This window comes from Archangium sp., assembly GCF_036277355.1.
In the GTDB taxonomy this organism is placed as follows: Bacteria; Myxococcota; Myxococcia; order Myxococcales; family Myxococcaceae; genus Archangium.
In genome coordinates, this window is the sequence record NZ_DASUNC010000074.1 from 97,738 (window position 1) to 122,378 (window position 24,641).

General features: G+C 67.5%; 23 protein-coding genes. 8 read left to right on the top strand and 15 right to left on the bottom strand.

All coding sequences use genetic code 11. The features are described from left to right. Nucleotides 1-14: 14 nt before the first annotated feature. Nucleotides 15-821 (bottom strand): hypothetical protein, encoded by an 807-nt coding sequence (locus VFZ09_RS19690; RefSeq protein ID WP_329729150.1) that lies wholly within the window; start codon nucleotides 819-821, stop codon nucleotides 15-17. A gap of 121 nt (nucleotides 822-942) precedes the next feature. Beyond that, the gene (locus tag VFZ09_RS19695) at nucleotides 943-1,854 is read right to left on the bottom strand and encodes a LysR family transcriptional regulator (RefSeq protein WP_329729151.1); all 912 of its coding nucleotides are present in this window, start codon (nucleotides 1,852-1,854) and stop codon (nucleotides 943-945) included. A 126-nt stretch (nucleotides 1,855-1,980) separates the two neighbouring features. On the opposite strand from VFZ09_RS19695, the gene VFZ09_RS19700 reads away from it, so the two are divergent. Next, nucleotides 1,981-2,772 (top strand): SDR family oxidoreductase, encoded by a 792-nt coding sequence (locus VFZ09_RS19700; RefSeq protein ID WP_329729152.1) that lies wholly within the window; start codon nucleotides 1,981-1,983, stop codon nucleotides 2,770-2,772. 144 nt (nucleotides 2,773-2,916) lie between these two features. Here the strand turns inward: VFZ09_RS19700 and VFZ09_RS19705 are convergent, their stop codons facing one another. Continuing rightward, complete coding sequence (locus VFZ09_RS19705) at nucleotides 2,917-6,126, bottom strand: carbohydrate binding domain-containing protein (RefSeq protein ID WP_329729153.1); 3,210 nt, start codon at nucleotides 6,124-6,126, stop codon at nucleotides 2,917-2,919. Nucleotides 6,127-6,328: 202 nt separating this feature from the next. Here VFZ09_RS19705 and VFZ09_RS51660 point away from each other — a divergent pair, with 202 nt between their 5' ends. Then, the gene (locus tag VFZ09_RS51660; RefSeq protein ID WP_414640719.1) at nucleotides 6,329-6,565 is read left to right on the top strand and encodes a (2Fe-2S)-binding protein; all 237 of its coding nucleotides are present in this window, start codon (nucleotides 6,329-6,331) and stop codon (nucleotides 6,563-6,565) included. Continuing rightward, on the top strand, nucleotides 6,562-7,038 hold the full coding sequence (bfr, locus tag VFZ09_RS19710) for a bacterioferritin (RefSeq protein ID WP_329729154.1): 477 nt from the start codon (nucleotides 6,562-6,564) through the stop codon (nucleotides 7,036-7,038). Before VFZ09_RS51660 ends, bfr begins: the two co-directional genes overlap by 4 nt. Nucleotides 7,039-7,047: 9 nt before the next feature. Here the strand turns inward: bfr and VFZ09_RS19715 are convergent, their stop codons facing one another. From VFZ09_RS19715 to VFZ09_RS19730, 4 genes are all read right to left on the bottom strand, one after another. Further along, the gene (locus VFZ09_RS19715; protein ID WP_329729155.1) at nucleotides 7,048-7,908 is read right to left on the bottom strand and encodes a hypothetical protein; all 861 of its coding nucleotides are present in this window, start codon (nucleotides 7,906-7,908) and stop codon (nucleotides 7,048-7,050) included. Continuing rightward, complete coding sequence (locus VFZ09_RS19720; protein ID WP_329729156.1) at nucleotides 7,905-9,068, bottom strand: endonuclease/exonuclease/phosphatase family protein; 1,164 nt, start codon at nucleotides 9,066-9,068, stop codon at nucleotides 7,905-7,907. The genes VFZ09_RS19715 and VFZ09_RS19720 overlap by 4 nt, the downstream gene beginning before the upstream one ends. Before the next feature lie 80 nt (nucleotides 9,069-9,148). After that, on the bottom strand, nucleotides 9,149-9,703 hold the full coding sequence (locus VFZ09_RS19725) for a hypothetical protein (RefSeq protein WP_329729157.1): 555 nt from the start codon (nucleotides 9,701-9,703) through the stop codon (nucleotides 9,149-9,151). 204 nt (nucleotides 9,704-9,907) lie between these two features. After that, nucleotides 9,908-11,923: an Ig-like domain-containing protein gene (locus VFZ09_RS19730; RefSeq protein WP_329729158.1), complete on the bottom strand. Its 2,016-nt coding sequence runs from the start codon at nucleotides 11,921-11,923 to the stop codon at nucleotides 9,908-9,910. A 239-nt stretch (nucleotides 11,924-12,162) separates the two neighbouring features. Here VFZ09_RS19730 and VFZ09_RS19735 point away from each other — a divergent pair, with 239 nt between their 5' ends. Then, a complete protein-coding gene (locus tag VFZ09_RS19735) occupies nucleotides 12,163-13,914 on the top strand; it encodes a hypothetical protein (protein ID WP_329729159.1) in 1,752 nt (583 codons plus the stop codon). A gap of 112 nt (nucleotides 13,915-14,026) precedes the next feature. After that, nucleotides 14,027-15,424, top strand: coding sequence for an FAD-binding oxidoreductase (locus VFZ09_RS19740; protein WP_329729160.1), 1,398 nt, complete (start codon nucleotides 14,027-14,029; stop codon nucleotides 15,422-15,424). A gap of 21 nt (nucleotides 15,425-15,445) precedes the next feature. Here the strand turns inward: VFZ09_RS19740 and VFZ09_RS19745 are convergent, their stop codons facing one another. The 6 genes from VFZ09_RS19745 to VFZ09_RS19770 all read right to left on the bottom strand — a co-directional run bounded on the left by VFZ09_RS19745 (nucleotide 15,446) and on the right by VFZ09_RS19770 (nucleotide 19,747). Further along, nucleotides 15,446-16,018, bottom strand: a complete 573-nt coding sequence (locus VFZ09_RS19745) for a DUF2911 domain-containing protein (protein ID WP_329729161.1) — start codon at nucleotides 16,016-16,018, stop codon at nucleotides 15,446-15,448. Nucleotides 16,019-16,096: 78 nt separating this feature from the next. Continuing rightward, on the bottom strand, nucleotides 16,097-16,675 hold the full coding sequence (locus tag VFZ09_RS19750) for a GNAT family N-acetyltransferase (protein WP_329729162.1): 579 nt from the start codon (nucleotides 16,673-16,675) through the stop codon (nucleotides 16,097-16,099). A 12-nt stretch (nucleotides 16,676-16,687) separates the two neighbouring features. Then, nucleotides 16,688-17,245, bottom strand: coding sequence for a cupin domain-containing protein (locus tag VFZ09_RS19755; protein ID WP_329729163.1), 558 nt, complete (start codon nucleotides 17,243-17,245; stop codon nucleotides 16,688-16,690). 180 nt (nucleotides 17,246-17,425) lie between these two features. Then, a complete protein-coding gene (locus VFZ09_RS19760) occupies nucleotides 17,426-18,568 on the bottom strand; it encodes an MbnH family di-heme enzyme (RefSeq protein WP_329729164.1) in 1,143 nt (380 codons plus the stop codon). Between the two features lie 16 nt (nucleotides 18,569-18,584). Next, nucleotides 18,585-18,773, bottom strand: a complete 189-nt coding sequence (locus VFZ09_RS19765) for a hypothetical protein (protein ID WP_329729165.1) — start codon at nucleotides 18,771-18,773, stop codon at nucleotides 18,585-18,587. A 113-nt stretch (nucleotides 18,774-18,886) separates the two neighbouring features. Further along, on the bottom strand, nucleotides 18,887-19,747 hold the full coding sequence (locus VFZ09_RS19770) for an MbnP family copper-binding protein (protein ID WP_329729166.1): 861 nt from the start codon (nucleotides 19,745-19,747) through the stop codon (nucleotides 18,887-18,889). A 295-nt stretch (nucleotides 19,748-20,042) separates the two neighbouring features. On the opposite strand from VFZ09_RS19770, the gene VFZ09_RS19775 reads away from it, so the two are divergent. Beyond that, nucleotides 20,043-20,447, top strand: a complete 405-nt coding sequence (locus tag VFZ09_RS19775) for a hypothetical protein (protein ID WP_329729167.1) — start codon at nucleotides 20,043-20,045, stop codon at nucleotides 20,445-20,447. A gap of 8 nt (nucleotides 20,448-20,455) precedes the next feature. Here the strand turns inward: VFZ09_RS19775 and VFZ09_RS19780 are convergent, their stop codons facing one another. Both VFZ09_RS19780 and VFZ09_RS19785 read right to left on the bottom strand, forming a co-directional pair. Further along, nucleotides 20,456-21,382: a pirin family protein gene (locus VFZ09_RS19780; protein ID WP_329729168.1), complete on the bottom strand. Its 927-nt coding sequence runs from the start codon at nucleotides 21,380-21,382 to the stop codon at nucleotides 20,456-20,458. A gap of 101 nt (nucleotides 21,383-21,483) precedes the next feature. After that, nucleotides 21,484-22,377, bottom strand: a complete 894-nt coding sequence (locus tag VFZ09_RS19785) for a LysR family transcriptional regulator (RefSeq protein ID WP_329729169.1) — start codon at nucleotides 22,375-22,377, stop codon at nucleotides 21,484-21,486. A 62-nt stretch (nucleotides 22,378-22,439) separates the two neighbouring features. Here VFZ09_RS19785 and VFZ09_RS19790 point away from each other — a divergent pair, with 62 nt between their 5' ends. Next, a complete protein-coding gene (locus VFZ09_RS19790) occupies nucleotides 22,440-22,973 on the top strand; it encodes a YceI family protein (protein WP_329729173.1) in 534 nt (177 codons plus the stop codon). 323 nt (nucleotides 22,974-23,296) lie between these two features. After that, complete coding sequence (locus VFZ09_RS19795; RefSeq protein ID WP_329729170.1) at nucleotides 23,297-24,517, top strand: hypothetical protein; 1,221 nt, start codon at nucleotides 23,297-23,299, stop codon at nucleotides 24,515-24,517. Nucleotides 24,518-24,641: the final 124 nt, after the last annotated feature.

The window sequence follows — 24,641 nt, forward strand, 5'->3', positions numbered from 1 at the left end:
CTTCGTGTGGAGCCTTATTTCTGGGATTCGAGCCACCGGATGATTCCTCGTATCGGTGCGATCAGGTTGGGCCCTACCTTCAAGATCTCCAAGTACATCTTCCCCTGGGTCGAGCCTGCGAAGGGTCCTTTCTCATACTCTCTCCAGGTGGGCTTGTTTGTGTCGGGGCAAGGGAACTTGAAGTCGTAGACGGCCAGGGCCTCGAGCGGATTGCCCGAGTGGATGACGATGTCGGGCACGATCGTCCCCTCGAGTTCGTTGCCGCACCCCTGCTGCAGGAGGGTTCGTGCCTCCTCGCGGCTGACCAACTGCTTCTGCCCGGTCTGGGGGTCGTAGCGGTATCGCGGCTCCCGGCTGAAGCGCCCTGGAATCAGTTCGCCCAGTTTCTCCTCCGCGCACTGGAGGGCCAGGGCATGCTTCTCCGTGCCCAAGTGCATGGCCCGGGTCATTCTTCTTCCACACGGGTCCGTTCCTGATACCTCCTCCTGGCATTGCTTGCGTGAGGGGCTGTTGCCGCTGAATCGGCGGCGGTTGACCTGGTCATTCGCCCAATCGACGCACTTCTCCAAGGAACTCTCGATGTCGGCCTGCGTGTTGGAGTCCAGCACTCGCAGCGTGGCCCCTACGGAGACAATCTCGGCAGCTCCCTGGATGGTGGGGACCACAGCCTCCTCGCCTGCCACGCGAGCACAGTAGTTCGGGTTCTGCCGACAGGCGCTCGTGGCCGAATCCAAGGCAGGACCCGCAGAGCCGAGGGCTGACACCAGCAAGATGGTTGTGAGCACGGCTGGCTTCACCCGAGTCATCAGTGGAAACGACATGACGTCCTCCAGGAGTTCATTTCAATCAGGGGACAACGCCCAGGCGCTACTTTTCAGCTCCGTCCTGCACCGCACTTTTTCATAGGACATGTTCGCCCGCGCCGTGAGAGCCACGCTCGCGCTAACCCGTTAGCGGCGAGGCCTTCATCGTGTCCACCATGTGGCGGATGAAGGCACGCACGCGGTGGGGCACCTGCCCGCCTCCGACATGGACGGCGTGGATCAGCTCCAGGTCGCCCGGGTTGTACTTCTCCAGCAGGGGGACGAGGCGGCCGGCCTTGAGCTCCGCGGCCACATGCCACAGGGACAGGCGGCCGATGCCCACCCCGTTCAGCAGCATCTGCTTCAGGGTCTCGCCGTTGTTCACCAACACGCTCCCCGCGACGACCCGTTGAGTGATGCCGCCTGCCTCCCGGAAGGGCCAGCCACTGCGGGCGCGCCGGAAGTTGAAGGTCAGGCAGTCGTGGTGCCGGAGCTCGTCGGGCGTCTTCGGCGTGCCCTTGCGCTGGAGGTAGGCGGGTGAGGCGCAGATGACGCGGCGGCTCTGCCCGAGCTTGTGCGCGAGCAGCGCGCTGTCGGGCAGGTCGCCCGTGCGAATGGCGACATCGGTCTTCTGGGCGAGCAGGTCCACCACGTCATCGGTCAAGCTGAGATCGACGATGACGTCGGGGTAGCGCGCGAGGAAGGCGGGAAGGGCGGGGACGACGAACTGGGAACCAAAGGGAATCGACGCATTGACGTGCAGGCGGCCCCGGACCGCCCCCGCGGCGGCGGCCTGCTCGGCGTCGTTCAGCTCCTGGAGGATGCGCTGTCCCGCCCGGTAGTAGGCCTCTCCTTCCTCGGTGAGGCTCAGCGCGCGGGTCGTCCGCATGAAGAGGCGGGCGCCGAGCCGCTTCTCGAGCCGGGTGATGAGCTTGCTGACCGCCGAGGGAGTGAGGCCCACGCTCCTGGCGGCCGCGGAGAATCCGCCCTCCTGTACCACCCGCAGGAAGACCTCCAGCTCTCCGGAGCGCTCCATGAGGATGCGCGCCATTCGTGAATCCCGTTCACAAGTATTGCGACCATCCTGCGAATAGTCGTCCCGGTACGCAAGGGTTATTCCATCTGCACCACGGCACGGCTCACGCCGCCCCTTCCTCCACCCCGACTGGGAGCTCTCATGGACCTGCAATTGAACAAGAAGACCGCGCTGGTCACTGGCGCCACAGCTGGCATCGGCCTCGAGATCGCGCGGACGCTGGCGGCCGAGGGCGCCGAGGTCCTCATCACCGGCCGCTCGCGGGCCAAGCTCGATCAAGCGGTGGAGGACATCCGCGCCTCCGGAGGCAAGCACATCCGCGGCGTGCTGGCGGATGCGGCGACCGCCGAGGGCGCGGCCTTGATCCAGAAGGAGGCGAGCGGCGTCGACATCCTCGTCAACAATCTGGGCATCTACGAGAGCAAGCCCTTCGCGGAGATCACCGATGCCGACTGGCTTTCCTACCTCCACGTCAATGTGATGAGCGGTGTGCGGCTGTCGCGGGCCTACTTCCCGGGCATGCTGAAGCGCAACTGGGGACGCATCATCTTCATCTCCAGCGAGTCCGCGCTCACCATTCCTCCGGACATGATCCACTACGCGACGACCAAGATGGCGCAGCTCTCCATCTCGCGAGGTCTCGCCAACCTGACGAAGGGGACGAAGGTGACGGTCAACTCGGTGCTCCCGGGACCCACGCACTCGGAGGGCATCGTCGACTTCCTGCGCAGCGTGTCCAGCGAGCCCGAGGCCCCGGCCGACAAGATCGTGGCCGAGTTCTTCGCCAGACACCGGTCGTCCTCGCTCCTGCAGCGGATGATCGAGCCGGGGGAGATCGCCAGCCTGGTCGCCTATCTGGCCAGCCCCCTGTCCGCCGCGACGAACGGCGCGGTGCTCCGCGCCGAGGGAGGCCTCGTCACCACCCTCAGCTGAGGTGGACCGCCCGCCAGCGGCAGCAGCCGGCAATGGCCAAGGCGAAGCAGGCGGAAACGGCGGCAACCGGCACGAGCCACGGCGACCGCCGTGCCCCGGGAACCCGCGAAGCAGCAGCCCGCGGGTTCCTGGAGCCACCGCCCGTCAGGGCTTCAGGTACGGGCCATCCGAGCCCACCTTGCCAGGCGCCGGGTTGCCGGGCAGGTCGAGCACATACACGCGGAGGTTGCCCTTGCCGGTGACGCTGGCCGTCAGCGAGCCGTTGGTCACGGTCTTCACATCACCGGTGATGGCGTCCTGGTAGGTCCCATTGGGGATGCCGCTGAAGGTGGCTCCCCCGGAGACGGTGACGAGCGCGAAGCTGTCCACGCCCCTGGCCGCATCGGTGAAGCGCCGCTTGAAGGCCATGGTCCCCGTGACGCCCTCGGTCGAGTACTGCCCCTTCTGGAGCGCGGGAATCCTACGGCGCAGCTGGTTGAGGCGTTGCAGATGCTTGACCAGCGGCTTGCCGAGCGTCTCCGAGACCTTGCCGGAGGCGCTGCCCACCACTCCGTAGTCGGAGGCCGTGACGCTGCCCTCGAGGTTGTCGCCGTAGTAGGCGCGGCCGGTGGTGGCCAGCGGGCAGGTGGGGCCGCAGTCGATCTGTTTGCCCGCCTGGAATTCGATCTCCGAGCCGTAATACAGCGTGGGGATGCCGCGGAAGGTCCACATCAGGCTCATGTTCTCGGCCCAGGCGTCGGTGCCTCCGGCGTAGCGGGTGCCGGACTTGTTGGGGCCGTAGTCGTGCGAGTCCACGTACACCACGTTGTAGGTGGCGTCGTTGTAGCTGTCGTCCGAGTCCTTGCCGTTCCAGAAGGCATTGCTGGCCTCGCCGAAGTTCATGTGCATGCGCATGTCGATCACGCTCATGCCGGAGAACTGGCTGTGATCCGGAGCGTGGTACAGGTTGCCCTGGAGGAAGGCATTGGTGGACGTGGGCTGGTTGGCCGTGCCCTGGGTCTGCTCGTAGTTGTACTGCTCGAGCGCGGCCGCGGTGTCATCCGCGCTATAGGTCTTGCGCTCCTTCCACGTGAAGAACTGCGCCGAGTGGTTGGGCGAGCCGCGGTTCCACTTGTCGTTCACGAACGCGCCCACCTCGCCGAACATGAAGAAGTCCCGGCCCTTGGCGCCGAACTTCTCCTCGGCGTGCTGGTGGGCCGCCGGCAGCAGGCGCCGGTTCCAGGTGACGCGCGGAATGTGGACCGCCGTGTCGATGCGGAAGCCGTCCACGCCCATGTCGATGTACTTGTTGTAGACGTCCACCAGGAACTGCTGCACCGGCGTGCTCTCGGTGTTGAAGTCCGCCAGGTCCTCGTGAATCCAGCAGCTGCGCGAGTCCTCGCCCTCCCAGTTTCCGATCCAGCACTGGTGGAAGTACTGCGAGGGGAACATGCCCGAGGTGGGGTTGGGCCACTGGCAGTTGTAGAGCTTGTAGCCCTCGGCGCTGTAGCCCCCCGTGGGCACGCCCCAGTTGCGGCACGTGTTGCCCGCGGGCTCGGACGTCGACCACAGGTCCCCGTTGTAATAGGACTTCCCGCTGGTGGGCTCGACGGTGAGCCCGTCATAGGTGAAGCCGGAGACGGGCGCGTCGTAGTACCAGCTCCACTGGCTGTCGCGCACCCCGTAGACCTTGGCGCTCCACAGCCCCTTGGCGCCCCAGCGGCTGGAGTGGTTGTAGACCACGTCCTGGATGATCTTGATGCCCTTGGCGTGGGCCGCGTTGATGAGATCCTGGTAGGTGGCTCCCGCGGACTCCAGGCGCGGATCCACCTTGTGGAAATCCCAGCCGTGATAGCCGTGGTAGTCGTAGTCCGAGCGGTTGAGCACCACGGGGGTGATCCAGATGGCGGAGAAGCCCAGGGCCTTGATGTAGTCGAGCTTCTGGATGAGGCCCTTGAAGTCACCGCGGAACATGGGGTCGTTGTTGGCGGCGTTGCCCGACTTGACGTGCATGCTGCCCCCGCGGTTGTTGGACGAGTCGCCATCGTAGAAGCGCGCGGTGAGCACGAAGTAGATGGAGTCCTCGCGGATGTCTCCGCCCAGGGGTTCTCCCGGAGGAGCCGGAGGCGGCGCGTTGCCGGTGGTGGCCGACACCGAGGCACTGGCGGAGGACTTGTTGCCGGCCGCGTCGAAGGCCTTCACGGTGTAGCTGTAGGCGGTCTGGGCCGTCAGGCCGGTGTCGCTGTAGCGGGTGAGCGAGGTGGTCCAGGTCTGCGTGCCCTGGGTTCCCCCGGTGCGCACCAGCTCGTAGCCCGTGACGCCACGGTCATCGGTCGAGGCGCTCCAGGAGAGGTTGATCTGCGTCCCCGAGGCCGTGGCGATGACGCCCGAGGGAATGGACGGCGCGGAGGTATCCGGCGGCAGCGTCACGCACGGAGTGGAGGCATTGGCGGTGACGACACCCTCCCTGACGGTGATCAGCCCCGTGCCCAGGGAGTAGTCCGTGCCGTTGTTGTTGTCCCAGGTGGTGCCGTTGTTGAACGCCGCCTTCATGCCGGTGGCCGGGCCCAGGTCCACGGTCTTCTTCACCCAGTCGGTGCAGGCGGTCTCGTTCATGGCGACGCCGGGCACGGCGGTCCACGCGCCACCGGTGGGCGCGTAGTGGATGTTGACGGCGGTCCAGGCGCGGGTGCGCGTGTAGTAATAGACCTCGGCCTTGTTGCCCGCGGGGGTGGTGACGGACAGGGCAGGGCTGGCGGCGGACACGTTGCCCGCTGCGTCCACGGCCCTCACGGTGTAGCTGTAGGCCGTGGAGGGGATGCGTCCGGTATCGGTGTAGCTCGTGTTGGTGGCCGAGCCGATGAGCGTGCCCGCGCGGTAGACGTCGTAACGGACCACGCCCACGTTGTCGGTGGAGGCGGTCCACGAGAAGGAGATGGACGTGGACGTCACCGTGCCCGCGGTCAGCGCGCCCGGCGCGGTGGGCGCCTGGGTATCGGCGGCACACGGAGAGCCCGTGTTGGCCAGGAGCTGGCCGTTCTTGACCTGGTGGGTGCCCGTCGTGGGGATGACGTAGTTGGCACCCGACTGGTTGTTGAGATTGTCCCAGCGGTTCTGGCCGTCGGTGAAGACCGCCTGGAAGGTGGTGGCCGAGCCCGTGGTGATGACCCTCGTCACCCAGTTCGTGCAGGCCGCGCTCATCGCGTTGCCCGGCACGGCCGTCCAGGTGCCACTGGCGTCGTGATGGATGTAGGCGGACGTCCAGGCCTTGTAGGGCGTGTAGTAGTAGACCGTCGCCGTGCCAGCGAGCGCGGGGGCGCTCGAGACCGCCAGGATCAACGCACACAGCGCTGATCCTCTCGTGAAGAGCTTCATGGGGTTCTTTCCTTTGCGTACCGGGGGAAAACGCGGACAGCCCGGAAAGATTGAACGATTCCCCTCCACTTCGGGAGCACGAGATGGAGCCGCCAGGGTCTCCGGCCCGCCCGGGGGGGTGCTTGACGGAGTCGGTATTGCGAATTATTCTCAATTGCAACTTGGGGCCACGTGGTGTGGCCCTTCGTCGTGTGAGCCTCGAATGATCGTCTGCCTCTGCCATGTCGTCTCGGACCGAACCATCCGCGCCCGCATCTCCGAGGGAGCCCGGAGCGTGGAAGCCATCGGGCAGGCCTGCCGGGCGGGCACCGGGTGTGGGGGTTGCCAGGAGCAGATCGCGGATCTGATCAAGGAGTGCCGTCAGGGTGCCAACGCCCGTTCCGCCTGCCGGGACGGTTGTGCGGTGCCCGCGCTGCAACTAGCGTCCCCGGCCCTATGAAAGGCAACCCCCAGATCATCGACCTGCTCAACGAGATCCTCACGACCGAGCTGACGGCCATCAACGAGTACTTCCTCCACGCGCGCATCGCGGAGAACTGGGGCTACGAGCGGCTGCAGAAGAAGATCTACGAGGAGTCCATCGGCGAGATGAAGCACGCCGACCGGCTCGTGCGGCGCATCCTCTTCCTGGGGGGCCTGCCCAACCTGCAGCGCCTGGGCAAGGTGAACGTGGGGGAGACGATCCCCGAGATGCTTCGCCTGGACCTGGAGCTGGAGCTCGGCTCGCAGAAGCGCCTCAACGAGGGCATCGAGCTGTGCCGCACGCTGGGGGACAACGGCAGCCGGGAGCTGCTGGACACCATCCTCGAGGACACCGAGGAGCACATCGACTGGCTCGAGGCGCAGCTCGAGCTGATGAAGCAGGTGGGCGAGGCGCACTACCTCGCCCAGCAGATCAAGAAGGACAGCTGAGCGTTCCGCTCAAAACCCCTGCCAGATGAAGTCCAGCGTCGGGAGGAAGTCGTTGCTCCGGACGCGGACGCGCTCGCTGAAACCATCGGCGCCCTCGAGCACGCGAGTGGCGCCCTGGTCCGCGTTGGCCCACAGGACGCCAGCGGTGAGGCGGCTGTGCTGGAAGAGGGCGATGTCCACGCCCACGTGGGCCGTGAGCACCAGCGGGGACACGGAGGCGATGGGCCCCTCGTCCTGGCCCGAGGCGATGAGGTGGCCCTGGGAGCCGGTGACGTAGAGGTTCAGCTCTCCGCGCAGGCGCAGGCGGTCGTTGAAGGCGTGGTCATAGGCGCCTCCCACCCGCGAGCGGAAGCCCGTGAGCGGTGCCGCGAGCACGAGATCCAACGGCGTGAGGAAGGAGTTGAGCGGCGTGGCGCTGTTGGGGCCGAGCGGAACCCGGAAGGCCGCCTCCGCCCGGAGCGTCCACACGTCGTGCTCGAGCACGTTCCCCGAGAGCAACAGCCCCGCCCGCGGAATCAGCATCCACCCGATGTCGTTCTGGCTCGTGTCCCAACTGGGGAAGAGGTAGCCCTTCACCAGCCGCATGGCGAGCGTGGGCATGGACAGTCCGGCCTCGGCCGTCAGCCGCAGGGGCGAGCGCAGCAGCGCGAAGCGGGCATCCACGTGGGGCGCCACGAAGAAGAGCAGGGGATGGGTCTGGAGCTCGACGCTGTCGTGGAACGCGATGCGCAGCGGGTTGAACACGCCCACGCTCCAGGAGCCCCGGGGGCCCACGTCCGCGGTGTCCCGGGCCGGCATCGGTTGCGCGAGGGCCCCGGTGCTGCCCATCAGGGCGCTGCACAGCAGTACCGCCATCAACAGGGCTCTCATGGCAGCCTCCAGGTACCGGCGACGGGGGCATGATCGGACAGACGGCTGGCATCGCTCTGGACCCCGAGACGCCCGGGCCCCTGGATGACGTCCGTGTCCGTCCACACCTCGCCCTTGCGGATGAAGAGATAGTCCAACGTGCGGTTCCACGTGCCACGCACGCCCTGGTCATTCACGCTGTCCGGTCCGAGCACCGAGTGCGTGAAGAAGGGCCGCTGGTTCTCCTCGCCCACGCCGTAGCGGGCCAGGGAGATGGAGGGCTCGAAGTCGTCATGGAAGCGCTTCATCACGCTGGGCGTGTAGGGCGGCTGCTCGTAATCGCTGCCCTTGCTGCTCTCGCGCTCGTCCAGGAAGCCCGAGAGCCTCATCTTGCCCTCACAGGACCCGGGGGTCCCCGCCGCCGCGCGCTCGTCGCAGACGGGCGGCAGCTCGTTGAAGTCTCCTCCAATCACCCAGGGCAGCGTCTCCGCCCGGAGGACGTCATATATCTGTTGGATCTGCTTCTGCTTGGTGCCGTCCTGGTCATACGCCTCGGTGTGCACCACGTACGCGGCGATGGTCCGGCCGTTGCCCACGTCCACCTCGGCCCGGCCAATGGCTCGCTTGATGTAGAACGTCGACGTCACCGGATCCTGATCCGTGCGGTCCTGCTGCCGGATGCGCTCGGCCTTGGTGATGGGGTAGCGCGAGAGGATGGCGTTGCCCAGGTTGATGCGGCCCACGCCCTCGGACGGCACGTAGCGCGAGTCCCACGTGGACATGTAGGCCGCATAGCGGAGGTTCGTGTTCTCCAGCAGGAAGCGCACCTGGTCGATGTAGGCGCTGCGCTTGGAGTCGACCTCGATCTCCTCCGTCATGAGGATGTCCGGGTCGTACTCGCGGATGAGCGCCGCCACCCGGGTGAGACAGTCCGTCACCTCTGACTCGGACATCTGGACGCGGTCTCCCCAGAAGTCGAACCAGAAGTCGATGCGGCAGGCACCGTACTTCACGTTCCACGCCATCACCTTGAGTGAGGTGGGGTTGGCCACCGGTGCGGGGTGCTCGGCCCGGGCCTTGTACCGGGGAACGTCTTCCCGGGTGAAGGACAGCGGGTCGGCCACCCATTCGCAACTGGCCAGCAACAACGGGAGGAGGAACAACGGGAGCGTTCGTCTCATGCGGGGCGCGAAGATACTCCGCCCGGAGTACCGGGGCAGGAGATACGCCTGCACTGTGCTGAGCCGCGGCTGCGCTCGACTCAGGAGGGCAGGGTGAAGCGGTAGGCGACCTCCATGTCGCCCCGGCTGAAGCCCTTGCCCACCTCGTGCGGAACTTCCTTGCTGCTCAGGTAGGAGAGCCCACCGGACGCGAAGCCCATCACCGACAGCTCGAAGTAGATGTGCGGCCGGGGCACGCCCGTGATGCGCAACTCCAACACGTTCCCCTGGAGCTGCGCCGTCAGCTCGCCCTGGGTGAAGTAGCCCTTCCAGATGCCCGGGGTGAACATGGCGAAGCGCTGGTACTCTCCCTTGCTGAAGAGTGGCTTGAGCTGGCCCAGGCTCAGCGCGTACTCGGCGGACTTCACGCCGTACTTCCAGTAGGCCTGCGGATCCCCCGCGTAGAACTGCTGGGTCATGGCGTCGTTGAGCCGCAGGAAGGCGTCCGCCGGAATGCGCGTCACCGGCATTACCGGCTGGGAGAAGATGGGGTCCCTCTGCGCCTGCTCGGCGAGGAACGCGCGCCACGTCGCCGTGCCGAAGGTCTGCTCCGCGTGGGCCTGCCGGGCCAGGAACGCAACGCCTTTGACTTCCATTCGTGAGCCTCCCCTGCCGCCCGGCTGCCCTGGTTCCACTCGGACACGGACGGCTCTCCCTCCATTTTGCGCGGATTCGCGTCCCCGGGCGATACGCAACGCGAAAATTCGGCTTTCCCTCCAATACGAGGGAACGCATGGGATGGCAGGTGGATGCCGGCGCCGGGCCCCTCGAGGCCACGGCGCCGGCGAACACCCTTGCCGCTACGGGTGGAAGTAGATGTTGTCGATGAACATCGTGCCGCCGTTGGGCGCGATCAGGACCATCTGGGCCAGGTGGTGCCTGTTCGCCAGACCCGGGAAGTCGCTGGCCAGCGTCAGCTCATAGGACAGCCAGGTTCCGGCGGAGAGCGGCGGCGTGGAGTCGGCCGTGAGGGTGGCGATTCCCTCGGTGTCGTCGCCACCGGGGCCGCTGTAGACGCCGTCGGGCCCGAAGTCGACCAGCTTCACCTGGAAGTTGGTCGTGTTGTCCGGCGTCCACAGGTCCAGGTGCATTTTGGTGAGCCCCCGTCCCTCGGCGTCGATCTGGTTGGCACCGCTGGTGCCGTAGAACTCGACGCCGATGTAGGTCGCCGAGGGGCTGCTGAAGACGTACTTGAGGGGGGCGGCGCTGCCCTCGCTGGTGGTGAGGGTGAACGGCTCACCACCGGACCCGGCGCTCCAGCTCGTCCGCCACGTGTCCACCTTGGCGCTCTGGTCGGAGGCCGTGCCCGAGTAGCCGCCCGGCCCGGAGCTGTAGAGCGAGTACACGGACGCCCCGGCCGCATGGGAAGGCGTGGGAGGCAGCGTGGCCGGTTGGCTCGGCACGCCGGTGACGGTGATGGCGAAGGAGCCGCTGGCCGTCACGTCACCCAGCCGGGCGGAGATGGTCACCGGGCCGCCCGCGGCCACGCCGGTGATGACGCCGCTGCTGTTGACCGAGGCGATCGCCGCATCGGACGAGGTGAAGTCGAAGAAGGTGTTGGCCACCGGCTTCAAGGTGACGGGGCTGCCCGGATCGCCCGCGACGGTGAAGACGGCCTGGTTCTGGCTCGCGTCGATGGGGCGGGTTCCGGCCGTCGCGACCGACGCCGTGTTGGCGTTGCCGTTGCCGATGGAGGCCGTGGCCGCGCCGAGCACGCCGGAGCCGAGGTGCTCGTAGATGACGTCTGCGAGGTAGAGGGTGTAGCCGTCGGGTGCGTCGGCGACGTGGAAGAGGCCCCCCACGTTCTTGTACCGGGCCGGGTTGGGGATGGGGAGGGTGTACTTGCGCCACGCCGTGGTGAGCTCGAGCGAGGTCCGCTCGCTGGCGAAGCCGGTACCGGAGCCGGTGCCCGCGTCGTTGCCGATGCCCGTCACGTTGAGCGTCTCGGCCTTGCTCGCCTTCGCCCAGAAGGTCAGCGCGTTGTAGGCGGAGAGGTCCCGGGGCGTCGAGGTGACCCAGGCGCCGCCGGAGTACGTACCGGTGCTGGTGACCTGGAAGTGGATGACCTTGCGGCCGTTGAAGGTCTCGGTGGCGTCGACGGTGACGTTGTTGGCGGCGCCGCCGAAGTCCGCGAAGGACACGCCCGTGCCATAGCCGTCATAGAAGACGATCTGGTTCGCGTCGGGCGCGGTCGATGCCGCGGTGACCGACACCTCCAGCGTCGTGGTCTTTCCCCCCGCCGCTGCGGTGAGGGTCGCGCTCCCCACCGAGACGCCGGTGACGACGCCGGAGGTGCTCACGGTGGCGATGCCCTCCGCGTTGGAGCTGAAGGTCACGCCCGTGGTCAGCGGCCGGCTGGAGTCGTCGCTGTAGGTGCCCGTCACGGTGAGCTGGAGCGTGCCGCCCTGGACCACGGAGGCCGGGCTCGGGCCGAGCGCGATGGACGAGAGCGTCGGTCCCGAGGACGCGCTGACCGTCACGGTGGTGGAAGCGCTCTTGCCGGAGACGGTGGCGGTGATCCGGGCCGTCCCGGCGGCGACGGCGGTCACCCGTCCACCCGGGCTGCTCACCGTGGCGGTGGCGGGGGTGTCGGAGGCGAAGGTCGCGTTCGCCGTGACGCTCTTCGTCGAGCCATCGCTGTAGGTACCGGTGACGGTGAGCTGCTGGGTGGCACCGGCGGACAGGGTGATGCTGGGCGGGGTGACGCTCACCCCCGTCAGCGTGGCGGTGGGCTTCTCAGCCGGGTCGCACGCCGTTTGTACGACAACCGTCAGAAGCAACAGCGAGGACACGACCAGGCGATTCCGTGGGGTCATCACGCAATTCACGCTCCGGCGAAGGTGGGGTGCTGCGGAAGTGGCTGCGACGGGGCGGGCGCCTTGCACGGTGCTCCCTGTGCCCCTCGAGCAACTTTCTTTGATACCCGAAGAAAGTAACAACCAAAAAATCACGATGTCAAACATGTGCCTCGTCCTCGCCGCACGCGCGGCTCGACGCGGTTCGTCATGACGCGGAGCGCAAGGGGTGGTGCGGATGTTAGGGTGCCGCCCGCCCTATGCACCCTTCACTTCTCTCGCGGATGTCCCTGCTCCTGCCCCTGCTGCTCGTCCTCTCCCTGGGCGCGAATGCCTGCAAGAGCGCGGCGGCCTTGCGTCAGGAGCCTCGAGCCGCTTCGACTCCCGTGGAACCCTGGCGTTATGCGCGGATGGACGTACGGGACAGCGAAGTCCCCGCCCGTTTCCAGGCACCCCTGCCGGACCTGTCCCGAGGAGAAGAGAACGCCTGGACACCGGAGCATCCTCCTCGCTCGTACGTGACGGATGCCCTGTGCGCGGGGGAGCCCGACATGGGCGAGCGGCTGGTCGCGTCGGTGGATCGAGCGGTGGCCTCGGGGGCCAGGAGCCCGGAGGTTGTCAGGGCCTACGCGAACCTCTTCTCCGAGTGCGGCATGGGGCGCTGCGCGTGGGCGCGTGGCGTGGTGCTCGATGCGAAGCGCTCCGCCGCCGCGCGCGAGGTGGTCTGGTTCGGGCTCGCCCGGTGCGACGAGCCGGAGGCGGAGGCCCTCTTCGAGGCGCAGGAGGCCCCCGCCTTCGCCTCTATCTCCTATCTGGACGCACGGCGCTGGCGCGTCTACCCCGCTCGTCCTCCGGCGCCGTTCTCGCCGAAGCTGGAGCGCGCGGCGGCCGAGGTGGTGCGCCGGGAGAAGGAGGCCCCGTACTTCATCAACGCCCGGACGGCCGCCATGCTGCTCGGGGAGACGGATGCTCCGGGCGCTGCGGAAGCGCTCCTGAAGCTTCATGCGGAGACGGCCGACGCCTCGCTCCGCGACACCCTCGCGGCGGCGATGTTCCGGCAGAGCCATCCCAAGGCGCGCGCCCTCTTCCAGGCCCTGTGCGCCCAGGGCCGCGAGCCCCTGTGCGAGCGCAACGAGCCCTCGCGTCCGGAGGCTCCCGCCGACCCGCGCGAGCAGCTGCGCCAGGAAACGCTCTCTCCCGATGAATTCGCCCGGCGGGAGGAGGTTCCGCGCGCCGAGCGCATCGAGCTGCTCGCCGGCTGCGCCAGCGCGCCTTCCGAGAAGGACTGGCGCGTGGCTCGCTGCCTCGAAGCCCTCGCGACGCTGTCGCGCGAGAAGGCCGTGGAGGTGGCGAAGACGAGGGACCGCGGGGCCGTGCCGGAGGGGATGCGGGACACGGTGCGCGCACTCACGCGCTTCCCTGCCTCCGGGGCACTCGGAGCCTACCTGGATGGGCTCGGCCTGACGGCTGTTCCGGGCAAGGCCGTTGCCGAGGAGTCCGCTTCCACCGCGGAGGAAATGCTCCTCTGGAGAGGACGGGCCCTCGTCTTCGATACGGAGACGGGCATGTTCCCCAACGCGCACGACTCCCTGCTGCGGGAGCTGTCCGCGCTCGCTCCCGGCGCCCTGACAGGTGTTCTCTTCGAGGAGGTGCCGCCCACGTTGGAGGAGGAAGAGGCCGGCAAGGGCTCCTACCGGCTCATCGCCTGGGGCGGGGGCAAGCGCTACGAGACGAGGGCCCAGTCCTACGGGGACTGGTACGACGTGGAGGCGGTGCTCACGTTCCTCAACGCGCTGGCGCGGGCGCGGGGCAGCGAGGTGCGTTGGCTCGCATTGGCGACGACCGACCAGGTCGCGCATGTGGTGGCCGGGCCCTCCCAGGCCCTCTCCAGCTTGCTGAAGGCGGGCCTGGTGCGTTCCGGTGGTGCCGACGAGGCCCGGAGCGAGGGGCGCGAGTTCGAGGAAGAGGTGCTCCGCCAGCTCCAGCAGGAGGGCGCCACGCTCGCGAAGTAACCTGGCAGGCCCGTACCCCCGCTGAGCAACCGGGCGGGCGAGGGCCGAGCGGGCGGGTCCTCCCTCCCCAGGCGTGGGGAGCTTCCCCACCCTCAGAAGGCGGAGGAATGAAATGCAAATGGACTCGGCGCCCGACGTGCTCTTGCCTGAGGAACCCACGCGACGCGATGGGCGTCACGAGGCGAAGATCGAGCGGATCGCGCGGCAGTTGCGGCAGCGGACGAGCACGCGGCCCGTGTCCTTCAAGAAGAAGACACCTCCGCATCAGGTGCCCAAGCGCTACGACCAGCGGCGGGCCGACGAGAAGATCGACCTGAGCGACCTGGACCAGATCCTCGAGATCGATCCCGTGGCGATGACGTGCACGGCCGAGCCCGCGGTCACCTTCGAGCAGGTGGTCCGTGCGACGTGGCGCTACGGGCTCGTGCCCATCATCGTCCCCGAGCACAAGACCATCACCCTCGGAGGCGCCGTCGCGGGGTGCTCCATCGAGTCCATGTCCTTCCGGGAGGGCGGCTTCCACGACACGTGTCTGGAATACGAGATCATCACCGCGAAGGGAGAGGTGCTGCGCTGCTCTCCGCATGAGAACCCGCTCGTGTTCCAGATGATCCACGGTTCGTTCGGGACGCTCGGTGTGCTCTCGAAGCTGAAGTTCAAGCTCATCCGCGCCGCGCCCTACGTGCACATGACGTACGAGACGTACGCCACGCTCGAGGCCTTCCAGCAAGCCATCTGGCGCTACTTCAACGCCCGGGATGTGGACTACCTCGACGGGCAGATCTTCTCCCCGGCGAAGCACGTGCTGTGCGTGGGCCGCTTCGTGGAGCGCGCCCCGTACGTGAGCCGCTACGACTGGCTCAAGGCGTATTGCGAGAGCATTCCCCGCCGCGCGGAGGACTACCTCACGCTCTACGACTACCTCTACCGCTACGACCGGGGCGTCACCCACGTGTCGCCCAGGAGCCTCGTGGGCCGGGCGCTGTTCGGCAAGCTGGTGCACTCGGACAGCGTGCTGAGGGCCGCGGAGCGCTTCCACCGCTTGCTGCCGAAGAAGAACCCGCCGGTCATCGTGGACGTGTTCATCCCGTTCTCGCGCACGGCCGAGTTCATGGACTGGTACCACCGCGAGATGCACTTCTACCCGGTGTGGTGCGTGCCCTACCGGCGGATGTGGGACTACGAGTGGCAGACGCCCCGCTGGTGGGCCGGCGTGAAGGATCCCCTGTTCCTTGACCTCGCGGTCTACGGGCTCGAGCAGCAGCCGGGCCGCAACATCTACAAGGAATTCGAGGACGAGCTGCAGCGGGTCAACGGCACCAAGACGCTCATCTCGTACAACTACTACGACGAGCAGACCTTCTGGAGCATCTGGAACAAGGAGACCTGGCAGGCCGTGAAGCAGAGGACGGACCCGGACAACATCTTCCGCGACCTCTACACGAAGACGTGCCGGGCAGCGCTCGGACTGGGAGAGCAGCCGCCCGGCTCCGGGGCCCCGGTGCACTGAGGCCCCGGCCGTGCGTCGCGCTCAGCCCTTCTTGGCCGGGCTCACGGGCACGGAGACCAGCGTGTTCTCCCACGAGAAGTTGAGCGCGGTGCCCTTCTCATCGAAGGCGATGGTGAAGGCCTCGTAGGTGTCCGCGCTCTTGGTCACCGGCACGTCCACGCGCAGGACGTCATTGTCCTTGTTGTACTTGTAGGCGCCCCACTGGCCCACGTCCTTGTTGACGATGAGCGTCCACTTGTCCGCCTGGGGAATGGTGAAGAGCGCGTAGGTACCCGCCGGGAGCTTCTTGCCCGCGAGCTCGATGTCGCCCGTCGTGGTCAGCTCGGTGGCGGAGTTCGCGCCCAGGCGCCACACCTCGCCATAGGGCACCAGCTTGCCGAAGATGACCCGCTTCTGGCCCGTCTTCGGATCCTGGATGCGGGGCGAGTGGTACGTCACCTTCACGTACGTGGTGTCATCCAGCTTCTTCGCCGCCATCTGCATGGGGCTGACGGGAGCCTTCGCGGGCGGAATGCTCTTCTGCGCCAGCGCGGGGGTCGCGGCGAGGACGACGAGCGCGGCAAGGGTCGGAAGGGTGAGTCGATGATTCATCATGGGTGATGCCCTCTTGGGTGAAGAGACAACGGAAGACGCGCGCCCGGAACATTGAACCGGGCCGCTCATTCCCGGGGACTACCGTGTGCCGTCACGCAGGCCCAGCACGACGACGGCCCACTCGTCCGTGGCGTCCCGGTAGGTCTTGATGGGCTCGAAACCGGCTCGGGTGTGGGCCCGCATCGAGCGCGTGTTGCGCGTGGCCACCTCCGTCACGGTGCAGTCGAAGCGTGCGCCGTAGCTCGCGCGGTGCTCGCGGTAGAGCGCGTCGAACACGCCCTGGCCCCGCCAGGCCTCGGCCACGCACACCTGGCCCATCACGTAGTAGCGGTACTCGCGCAGCGGCCGGCCGCGCCAGCTCAGCGTCTCCAGGAGCTGGAACAGGGGCTCCAGGATGGGAACGAAGGCACGTGCCTCCACCGGCATCACCAGCGCATAACCCGCGAGCGTGTCCCCATCCTTCGCGATGACGCTCGGCGCGAGCGCGTGCATCCGCTCCAGCACGTCCAGCGTATGGGCCACGGTGAGGAAGCCCTGGCTCACGGCCTGCTCGGGTGAGACGTGGTCGCGCAGATTGGCGGCCTGGAGCTGGAGGATCTGCTCCAGCTCCTCGCGGCGCGTGACGAGGCAGGTCCGAGGCGCAGTCGACGGAGTCATGGAGCCCGGTTTCTAATGCCGGGCTCCCTCCATGTCACGCGACCTCAGCGGGGTGACATGGGCCTCCTGGGGCTCGACGACGTTGAAGAACGACTTGATGACCTGTTTGTCTTTGACTTCCCAGGTGATGACCTGTCCCTGGCGGATGAAGTAGCTGTCACCCGGCTTGTACAGGTGGCGCTGTCCCGTGCTGTCCGTGATGGTGACGTCTCCCTGGAGGATGGTGGCGTGCTCCGTGAAGGGGAACGTCACCTCGAGCGTGCCCCGGGTCGCCTTGAAGAGCCCCGCCGTCACGCCATTCGCGCTGTAGTCGACGCGGGCGAAGATTTGAGGATTCCCCTCGAGCACCCGTCCGCCCAGGTTCTCCGGTGGCCCGAGCCAGACGAAGTCCGACTCGTCCACGGGCCCACCCCGAGGGGTGTAGACGATCATCGTGGCCGCTTGCGTCATCGGCGAGTGGTTGCTTCCAGCGCCGGGCTCCAGTGGCTCGCCCGTGCAGGCGCTCATCAGACCCGCGAGTGCAACGACTCCCATGCCCAGCAACCGATGGCGGCGAACGTGACGAGCCATGAGTCCTCCCCGGTTCCAGCGTTCTCGCACGTTTCGCATCCGCCTGGATGCGATCTCCGTGCAAATGCAGATGGATATGCGAAAACGGACTTTTCCACCACGCACCCGGAGAGGGAGCGTTCTCCGGTAGCCGTCGTGGGGTTTCGGTTGCTCTTGGAACGAGCCAGGCGCGAGGCCTTGTCAGTTGACTTCGATGAACGGGTTGCTCAGCTTCGGATCCTTCACGAAGTCCAGGTCCGTGAGGCTCTCCAGGAAGGCGATGAGGTCCGCGCGCTCCTGGGCGCTCAGCTCGAAGGGCCGCACCAGCGGGTTCTTCAGCGGGCTCGCCCGGCCATCGCCCACGTACGGTCCGCTCGTCACCTCGCGGCCGCCGGACGTGTAGAAGTCCAGCACCTGCTCGAGGGTGGCGATGCTGCCGTCGTGCATGTAGGGCGCCGTCAGGGCCACGTTGCGCAACGGCGGCACCCGGAAGCGCCCCATGTCCTTCGGGTTGTTGGTGAACTCGAAGAGGCCGGTGTTGTTCACCGGGTAGGCGCCCAGGCCATCCACGTTGTAGAGGCCCGTGTTCTGGAAGTCCCGCTCGGACAGCTTCGTGTCCTTCGAGCGGAAGGAGTTCGTCAGGTGCGGCCCGCTGTGGCAGTGGTAGCACTCGGCGCGCTCGCCGAAGAACAGCTCCATGCCCCGTTTGGCCGCGGGTGACAGCGCGCTGATGTCTCCCTGGAGGTACCGGTCATAGGGCGAGTTGCCCGAGAGCATCGTGCGCTGGAAGGACGCGAGCGCCTTCACGACGTTGTCCTCGTGGATGGGGTTCTTCTCGTCGGGGAAGGCCGCGCGGAACAACTCCAGGTAGAGCGCGTCCTCGCGGAGCCGTTGCAGCACCTCGTCCAGGCGCGTGCCCATGCCCAGCTCCAGCGGCGTCTCGGCGAAGAGGGGCACCAGGGCCTGCTTCTCCAGCGTGTCCAGCACGGGGTTGGCCCACGTGTACGTGGCGAGGTAGGCCACGTTGGCCAGTCCGGGCGAGTTGCGCGGGACGGCGTGTCCCGTGGAGCCGCTGGGCGTCACCTTGGCGTCACTGAAGGCCCGCTGCTGCTCGTGGCAGCTCGCGCAGGCCATGGTGCCGTTGCCGGACAGGCGCTCGTCGTAGAAGAGGAAGCGGCCCAGCACCACCTTCTCCTCGGACATGGGGTTGTCCGCGGGGACGAAGGGCTCGGGGAAGCCCGGGGGCAGCTGCCACGCATAGGGCTTCTTCTCCTCGCCGCACGCGGTGAGCAACAGCACCGACAGCAGCGCGGTGCTCCACGACAACAGGGCTCGTGAGGTCATCCTGGAGGGACTCCTTTCACTCGAGGAACACGGGCAGGCGGCCCACGTGGCACACGTTGCAGGCGCCCGAGGCCGTGGGGAAGGGCATGAAATTATAGGCCTCGGAGGTGGCGTTCATCACCTTCGGGAAGAGGGGCGTGTCCGGCAGGGGCACCGCCTCCGTGGTGTAGAAGTTGCCGCTCGTGTCGGCCTCCAGCGTGAGCACGACGGTGCCGCCGCCATTGCGCTCCGTGGACAGGAGGAGGGTGGTGTGGGGGTTGGGCCGGCGGTCGCCCGTGACGGCGGAGGTTGGAGTGCATGGGCGTGCCTTCGCGTGGCTCAGCGGACGCGGATGAAGGTGGCGGGCACGTCCCGGGGCGAGCCATCCGCCATCAGGCCCACCTGGGAGAAGAGCGCGGCGCACTCGGGGTCCGAGAGGCTCGACATGCAGCCGGCGATGGTGTCCGTCTTGTTGTCCACGGTGTGGTCGAGGTCGGAGTCCGCATAGAGGGCCGCGAGGTCGAGCACCACCTGGTTGTTCTCGGGGTTGAAGCCGCTCAGGGCCACCGTGGACTGGTTGGTGGCGGCACAGGTGTAGCCCTCGGCCGTGCTGCCGGTGCAGCCGGACGCGCCCAGGTGGAAGAACCAGGTGGCGTTCTTCGTGCTGCGCACCTCGAGGCGCACGAACTTGTAGCCGCCCTTCCAGCTCCACCACATGCCCGGGGCGTTGAGCGGCGCGGGAGCGGTGGCGCCGTCCAGGTGGTTCATCTCCTCGGGCAGCCCCACCTTGAGCTCGAGGCCGGTGTAGTCATTGAAGTCCGGGGCGCGGCCCACCACTTCCAGGCGTGTCTCGGGGCTGCCGGTGTCACAGGTGCCGGTGCCGTTCTCGAAGTCGAGCAGGGCGATGGCGTCCCGCTGCCACGTGCCGTCCTGGTCCAGCTTCAGCGCGTGCTTCTCGCCGTTGGCGCGCACGAGCGTGACGTCGCGCACGTACATCTTGAACTCGAGCAGCTCGATGGTGGTGCCCGACTTGCCGATGTTGGGGTAGCTGGCATCGCAGCGCAGGGCCTGGGTGCCCACCTGGGGGCTGAAGCGCACGGAGAACTTCTTCTCGGCGGAGCCGTCACCTCCACACGCCTGGAGGAAGGGGAGTACGGACAGGAGGCACAGCGCCGGGAGTGGCCTCTGGAGGACCTTCATCTTCCACCTCGGAATGCGCTGGGCGGGGCCAGCGGAGCAGGTGACACCAGCCATAGCAGGGGCGGATCCGCTCGCTCGTGCGGCATTGTGTCGCATCGGCCCACGGGGCCAGCGCTTCCGAGGCGGGGCTCCCAGGTCTGTTCACTTTCTCAAAGCCCGAGAGACAGGCCGCACTCCGAGGAGCCGCAGTGCTTGCGAAGTATCATCGTGGCGGCTGGAGTGGCCTTCGTTGCCGTTTCCGCGGCCGGAGGCGTGTTGATCCTGGCCCCGGTCGTCTTGTTCTAGGAACCACCTCATGAGCACCGATTCATCGAGCGCATCCGGGAAGTTCGACCTGCGGAGCACGCTCAGCGCGCTCGGAAAGCTGGCGAAACAAGAGGCGCGTACGCCCGAGGACCTCGCGGCCATCAAGTCCGCCGTAGCCGGGCTCCAATTCATTCAGCTCAATGGAAAGCTGGACGACTTCCTGGATTATCTCCAGGACGTCGAGAAGGCCGCTGCGCGGGTGACGAGCGTCGAGGCCTCCTTCGGTGACATGTCCGAGGCCATGAAGTGGCTCTGCGCTCAGGCGGAGCCCCGTTTCGGGGCTCGTGTGGAGGTCGCGGGCAAGCCCCATCTCGTCGTTCGCCAGCGCAAGGAGATGTGGTTCTTGATTCCCGCGCCTCCGCTTCCGTCCTTCGAGGAACTGACGGGGGAGTAGTCACCCCCCTACGGATACCGCACGGGCGCGGGCTCCTCGGGCAGGGGGATGAACTCCGTCTCCTGAGGTACCCGGGCGAAGCGCCCCGCCTTCCAGTCCGCCTTCGCCTCCTCCAGCCGCTCCTTCGAGCTCGAGACGAAGTTCCAGAAGATGTACCGCGGACCGTCCATCGGCTCGCCCCCGAGGAAGGCCATGCGCACCTGCGTGGAGGCCCGCACCGCGATCTCGCTCCCCGGACGGAACACGAGCAGCTCGCCCGCGTTGAACTCCGTCCCGTCCAGCTCCACCGTGCCCTCGGCGAGGTAGATCGCTCGCTCCTCGTGCTCGGCCGGGAGCACCAGCCCCGCTCCTTCCTCCAGCCTCAGGTCCGCGTAGAACATGTCCGAGAACGTCTTCACCGGTGAGCGCTTGCCGAAGAGCGCTCCCGCGATGAGGTGCATCCGTACGCCCTCTCCTTCGTGGAAGGGCATCGTCTCGGCGGAGTGGTGGACGAAGGCAGGATCGGTCTCCTCGTACTTCTTCGGGAGCGCCACCCACGCCTGGAGCCCGAAGAGCTTCCCGCCCGCGGCCCGCGTCTCGGGCCCCGTGCGCTCCGAGTGGACGATGCCTCGTCCCGCCGTCATCCAGTTCACCTCGCCGGGCCGGATGGGCTGCACCATGCCCAGGCTGTCCCGGTGGAGGATCTCTCCGTCGAAGAGATACGTGACGGTGGCCAGGCCGATGTGCGGATGCGGCCTCACGTCCAACCCATGGCCCGCGCGGAACATCGCCGGCCCCATCTGGTCGAGGAAGATGAAGGGCCCCACCATCCGCCGCTGCGCCGAGGGCAGCGCCCGCCGCACCTCGAACCCATCGCCCAGATCCCGCGTCCGGGTGACGATGAGCGTCTCCAGCTCGGGGTGCCGCCTCGTGTCGTTCGTCTCTTCCCAGCTCATGCGTTGTTTCTCCTGACACCCATCCCGTGGCCTTCGACCGTTCCGCGTCAGCCGCCCATCATGGGACACACTGTTCCATCCGTGGAATCGGGGCGCCTCGCTCACGGTGTGCCCGCCGGGTTCTCGGGCCAGCGCTCGCGCAGGAAGTCCACGAAGGCCATCACCTTGGGCGAGTGGTGCCGGGTGCCCGGGTAGACCGCGTGCACCGGAGCGCCGGCCGAGCTCCAGTCCGGCAGGATGCGGCGCAGGCGTCCCTCGGTGAGGTCCGTGGCGGAGGGGAGGGTGGGAAGGAGCGCGATGCCCGCTCCCGCCAGCGCCACCGCGCGCAACATGTCGGGCTCGTTCACCACGATGCGCGCACGCACCGAGACCTGGACCGACTTGTTCCCCGAGTGCAGCGTCCAGACGTTCCCCTCCATCCCCGCGCCGAAGACGAGGCAGTCGTGCCGCTCGAGGTCCTTGGGGCTCTTGGGTGCTCCCCGCTCCTGGAGGTATTTCGGGGAGGCCACGACGACGCGCTCGACGTTGCCGAGCCTGCGGGCGATGAGTGAAGAGTCGGCCAGCCGTCCCGCTCGCACGGCCAGATCGAATCCCTCCTCCACCAGGTCCACCGAGCGGTCCGTGCACACCAGCTCGAGCTGCACCTCCGGATAGCGCTTCAGGAACTCCGAGACGATCGGCCCCAGGAAGCTGAAGGTGAGCGGCGCCGTCACCCGGAGCAGCCCGTGCGGCGCGGCCTGCATGCGCGTGACCGCCAGCTCGGCCTGCTCCGCCTCGGCCACGATGCGCGCGCAGTGCTCGTAGTAGGCCTGCCCCACGTCCGTGAGCCGCAGCTTGCGCGTCGTGCGCTGCAGCAGCTGCGCGCCCACCCGCTCCTCGAGCTCGGACACCTTCCGGCTGACGGTGGACTTGGGCATCCGCAGCCCGCGCGCCGCCGCCGTGAAGCTGCCGGCCTGCACCACCTTGGCGAAAACGAGGAGCTCGTTGAGGTCCATGTCCGGTCCCGTTCCTGCGTTCGTTCCATGGGTGGAACAGTTCTTCCAGCCCGCCCCATCTAATCAGGGCCACTGGCCACCGCTACCTTCTGCCTCGTCCACAACGCCTGGTGATCTCCAAGGTGCGCGGCAGCTTCCGGAAGTTCAGCGGCACGGTGTCCCTGGACGAGCAGGAGCCCACCGCCTCGTCCGTCTCCGTCCGCATCGAGGCGCCGAGCATCGACACCGGTGTCCAGCAGCGTGATGAGCACCTGCGCTCGCCGGACTTCTTCGACGTGGAGAAGTTCCCCCTCATCACCTTCGAGAGCACGAAGGTGGAGAAGTCCTCGGACAACGGCCTCCGGGTGACCGGCAAGCTGACCCTCCGCGACGTCACCCGCGAGGTGGTGCTCGAGGCCGAGCAGCTCGGCATCGGCAAGGACCCCTGGGGCAACATCAAGGCCGCCTTCGAGGCGAAGACCTCCATCGACCGCCGGGAGTTCGGTCTGAAGTGGAACCAGGCGCTCGAGACCGGTGGCGTCCTGGTCGGCGAGAAGATCGAGATCTCCCTCGAGGTCCAGGCCATCAAGGCCCAGAGCGCCGAGAAGGCGGCCTGAGCCGCCCAGGGCCCCCTCCACCAACTCATGACCACGGCCACCGTCGAGGTCGTGACCGAGCCCCTCGAGGCCGGAGCGAGCAGGTAACAACGGACCGGTTGGCAGATGGCCCGATGTGTCCTGTCTGCCTTGGTCAACCCGGTGGCTTGACGGGCACGTCCCTGGTCCGCGTACCTTCTGGAGCGACGGTTCTTGTGTCGCGTCACTTCCGGAGATACGCCGTGTCCGATTGTCTTCCCAGCGCTCGCCCTCTGGGTCGTCGCCTGGGTCCCTGCGTTGGCGCCTGTGCCCTCATCGTCCTTGCCTTCCAACTCGCCTGTTCCATGGGCACCCCTCACGGCAGCCTCTCCGCGGGCTACCGCTACGACCCGCTCACGCCTCCGCCGACTCCCAAGGAGGGGGTTGTCGCCACGGTGGAGCCCGGCCTGGAGTCGGTCACCGTGTACGTGGTGGACTTCCTGGAGCCCGGCACCCTCGGCACCCGGCCGGTGCGCATACCCAGGGCCGAGTTCCAGCGGGCCTTTCATCGGCTCGCCCAGGATGTGCGGTTGGGGGAGAAAACGCCTCGGCAAGCCGCTCACGAGTTGCTCGGGCTGTTGGGGCCACCCGAGGAGTCCAGGGTGGAAGCCTCGGGCTATTGGAAGTTGGAGGCCTACGCGGGCCGCGGCTACACCTGGATACCCGAGCACCAGGAGGGGCCCATCCTCCTGACTCCCCAGGCCGAACAGGCCCTGAGGGAGGAGTATCTCCAGTGGTGTACGCCCCGGGGCGGGGGCGACTGCCGGGGCCTGCTGGATGACGGGGGCTACCTGCGCACCGACGACCGGCGCACCCTGGCCTTGTCCATCGCTCTCGGCCACGTGCTCGACGAGACACAGGCCGCATTGGGGCGCGAACTGCTGGACGTGCGAGCGCTCGTTTCCATGGTGGTCTGGACGGTGGGGCTCTACTGCACGATGTGGCTGGTACCCGAGCCGACGACCAAGGCCATCGCCGCTGGCATGACCCTCCTGCTCATGAGCTACCTGGGCCTGAGCACGGTGTACGGGCTGATGGACGGCTGGGCTCGCATGGCGGATGCGGCGCACCATGCCACCACCTTCGAGGAACTGCGCGCGGCGGGCGCGGAGTTCGGCAAGGTGCTGGGCGAGGACTCGGCCAGGGCGATGATTCTGGCGGTGGCCACCCTGAGCGGGCACACGCTGGGCCAGTTGGTGGCGCGGGTGAAGTCACTGCCGGGCTTCCATCTGGCGGGGGCGCGGTTCGAGGCGCAGGGTGGGGCCGCCGTCATGGGGCGGCTGGAGGCCACGGAGGCGGCACTCGCCTCGGAGGGGGCGCTGGCCCGGGCGGTGGCGGCGGCGGAGATGGTGGCCACCTCTCCGCAGGGCCCCCTGGCCATGGTGATGTTCAAGAAGGGGCAGGGGCATGGGACGGAAACGGCACCTGGAGGCCGATCCTCCGCCACCGTCCTCCGCCACCGGGGCGGCAACCGGCAGGTCCAGCTCAGCGACGGTCAGCGTTGGCACCTGATGACCTACTCATAATGCACCCCTTCCATTACCTGGAGGTCAGGTGGGAACTGTCCGCCTGCTTCGCTGATCGGTGGGCTCATCGCCTTGAGTCTCTTGACCGTCTCCGGATCAAGCTTGAACCAGAACGGATGCCCAT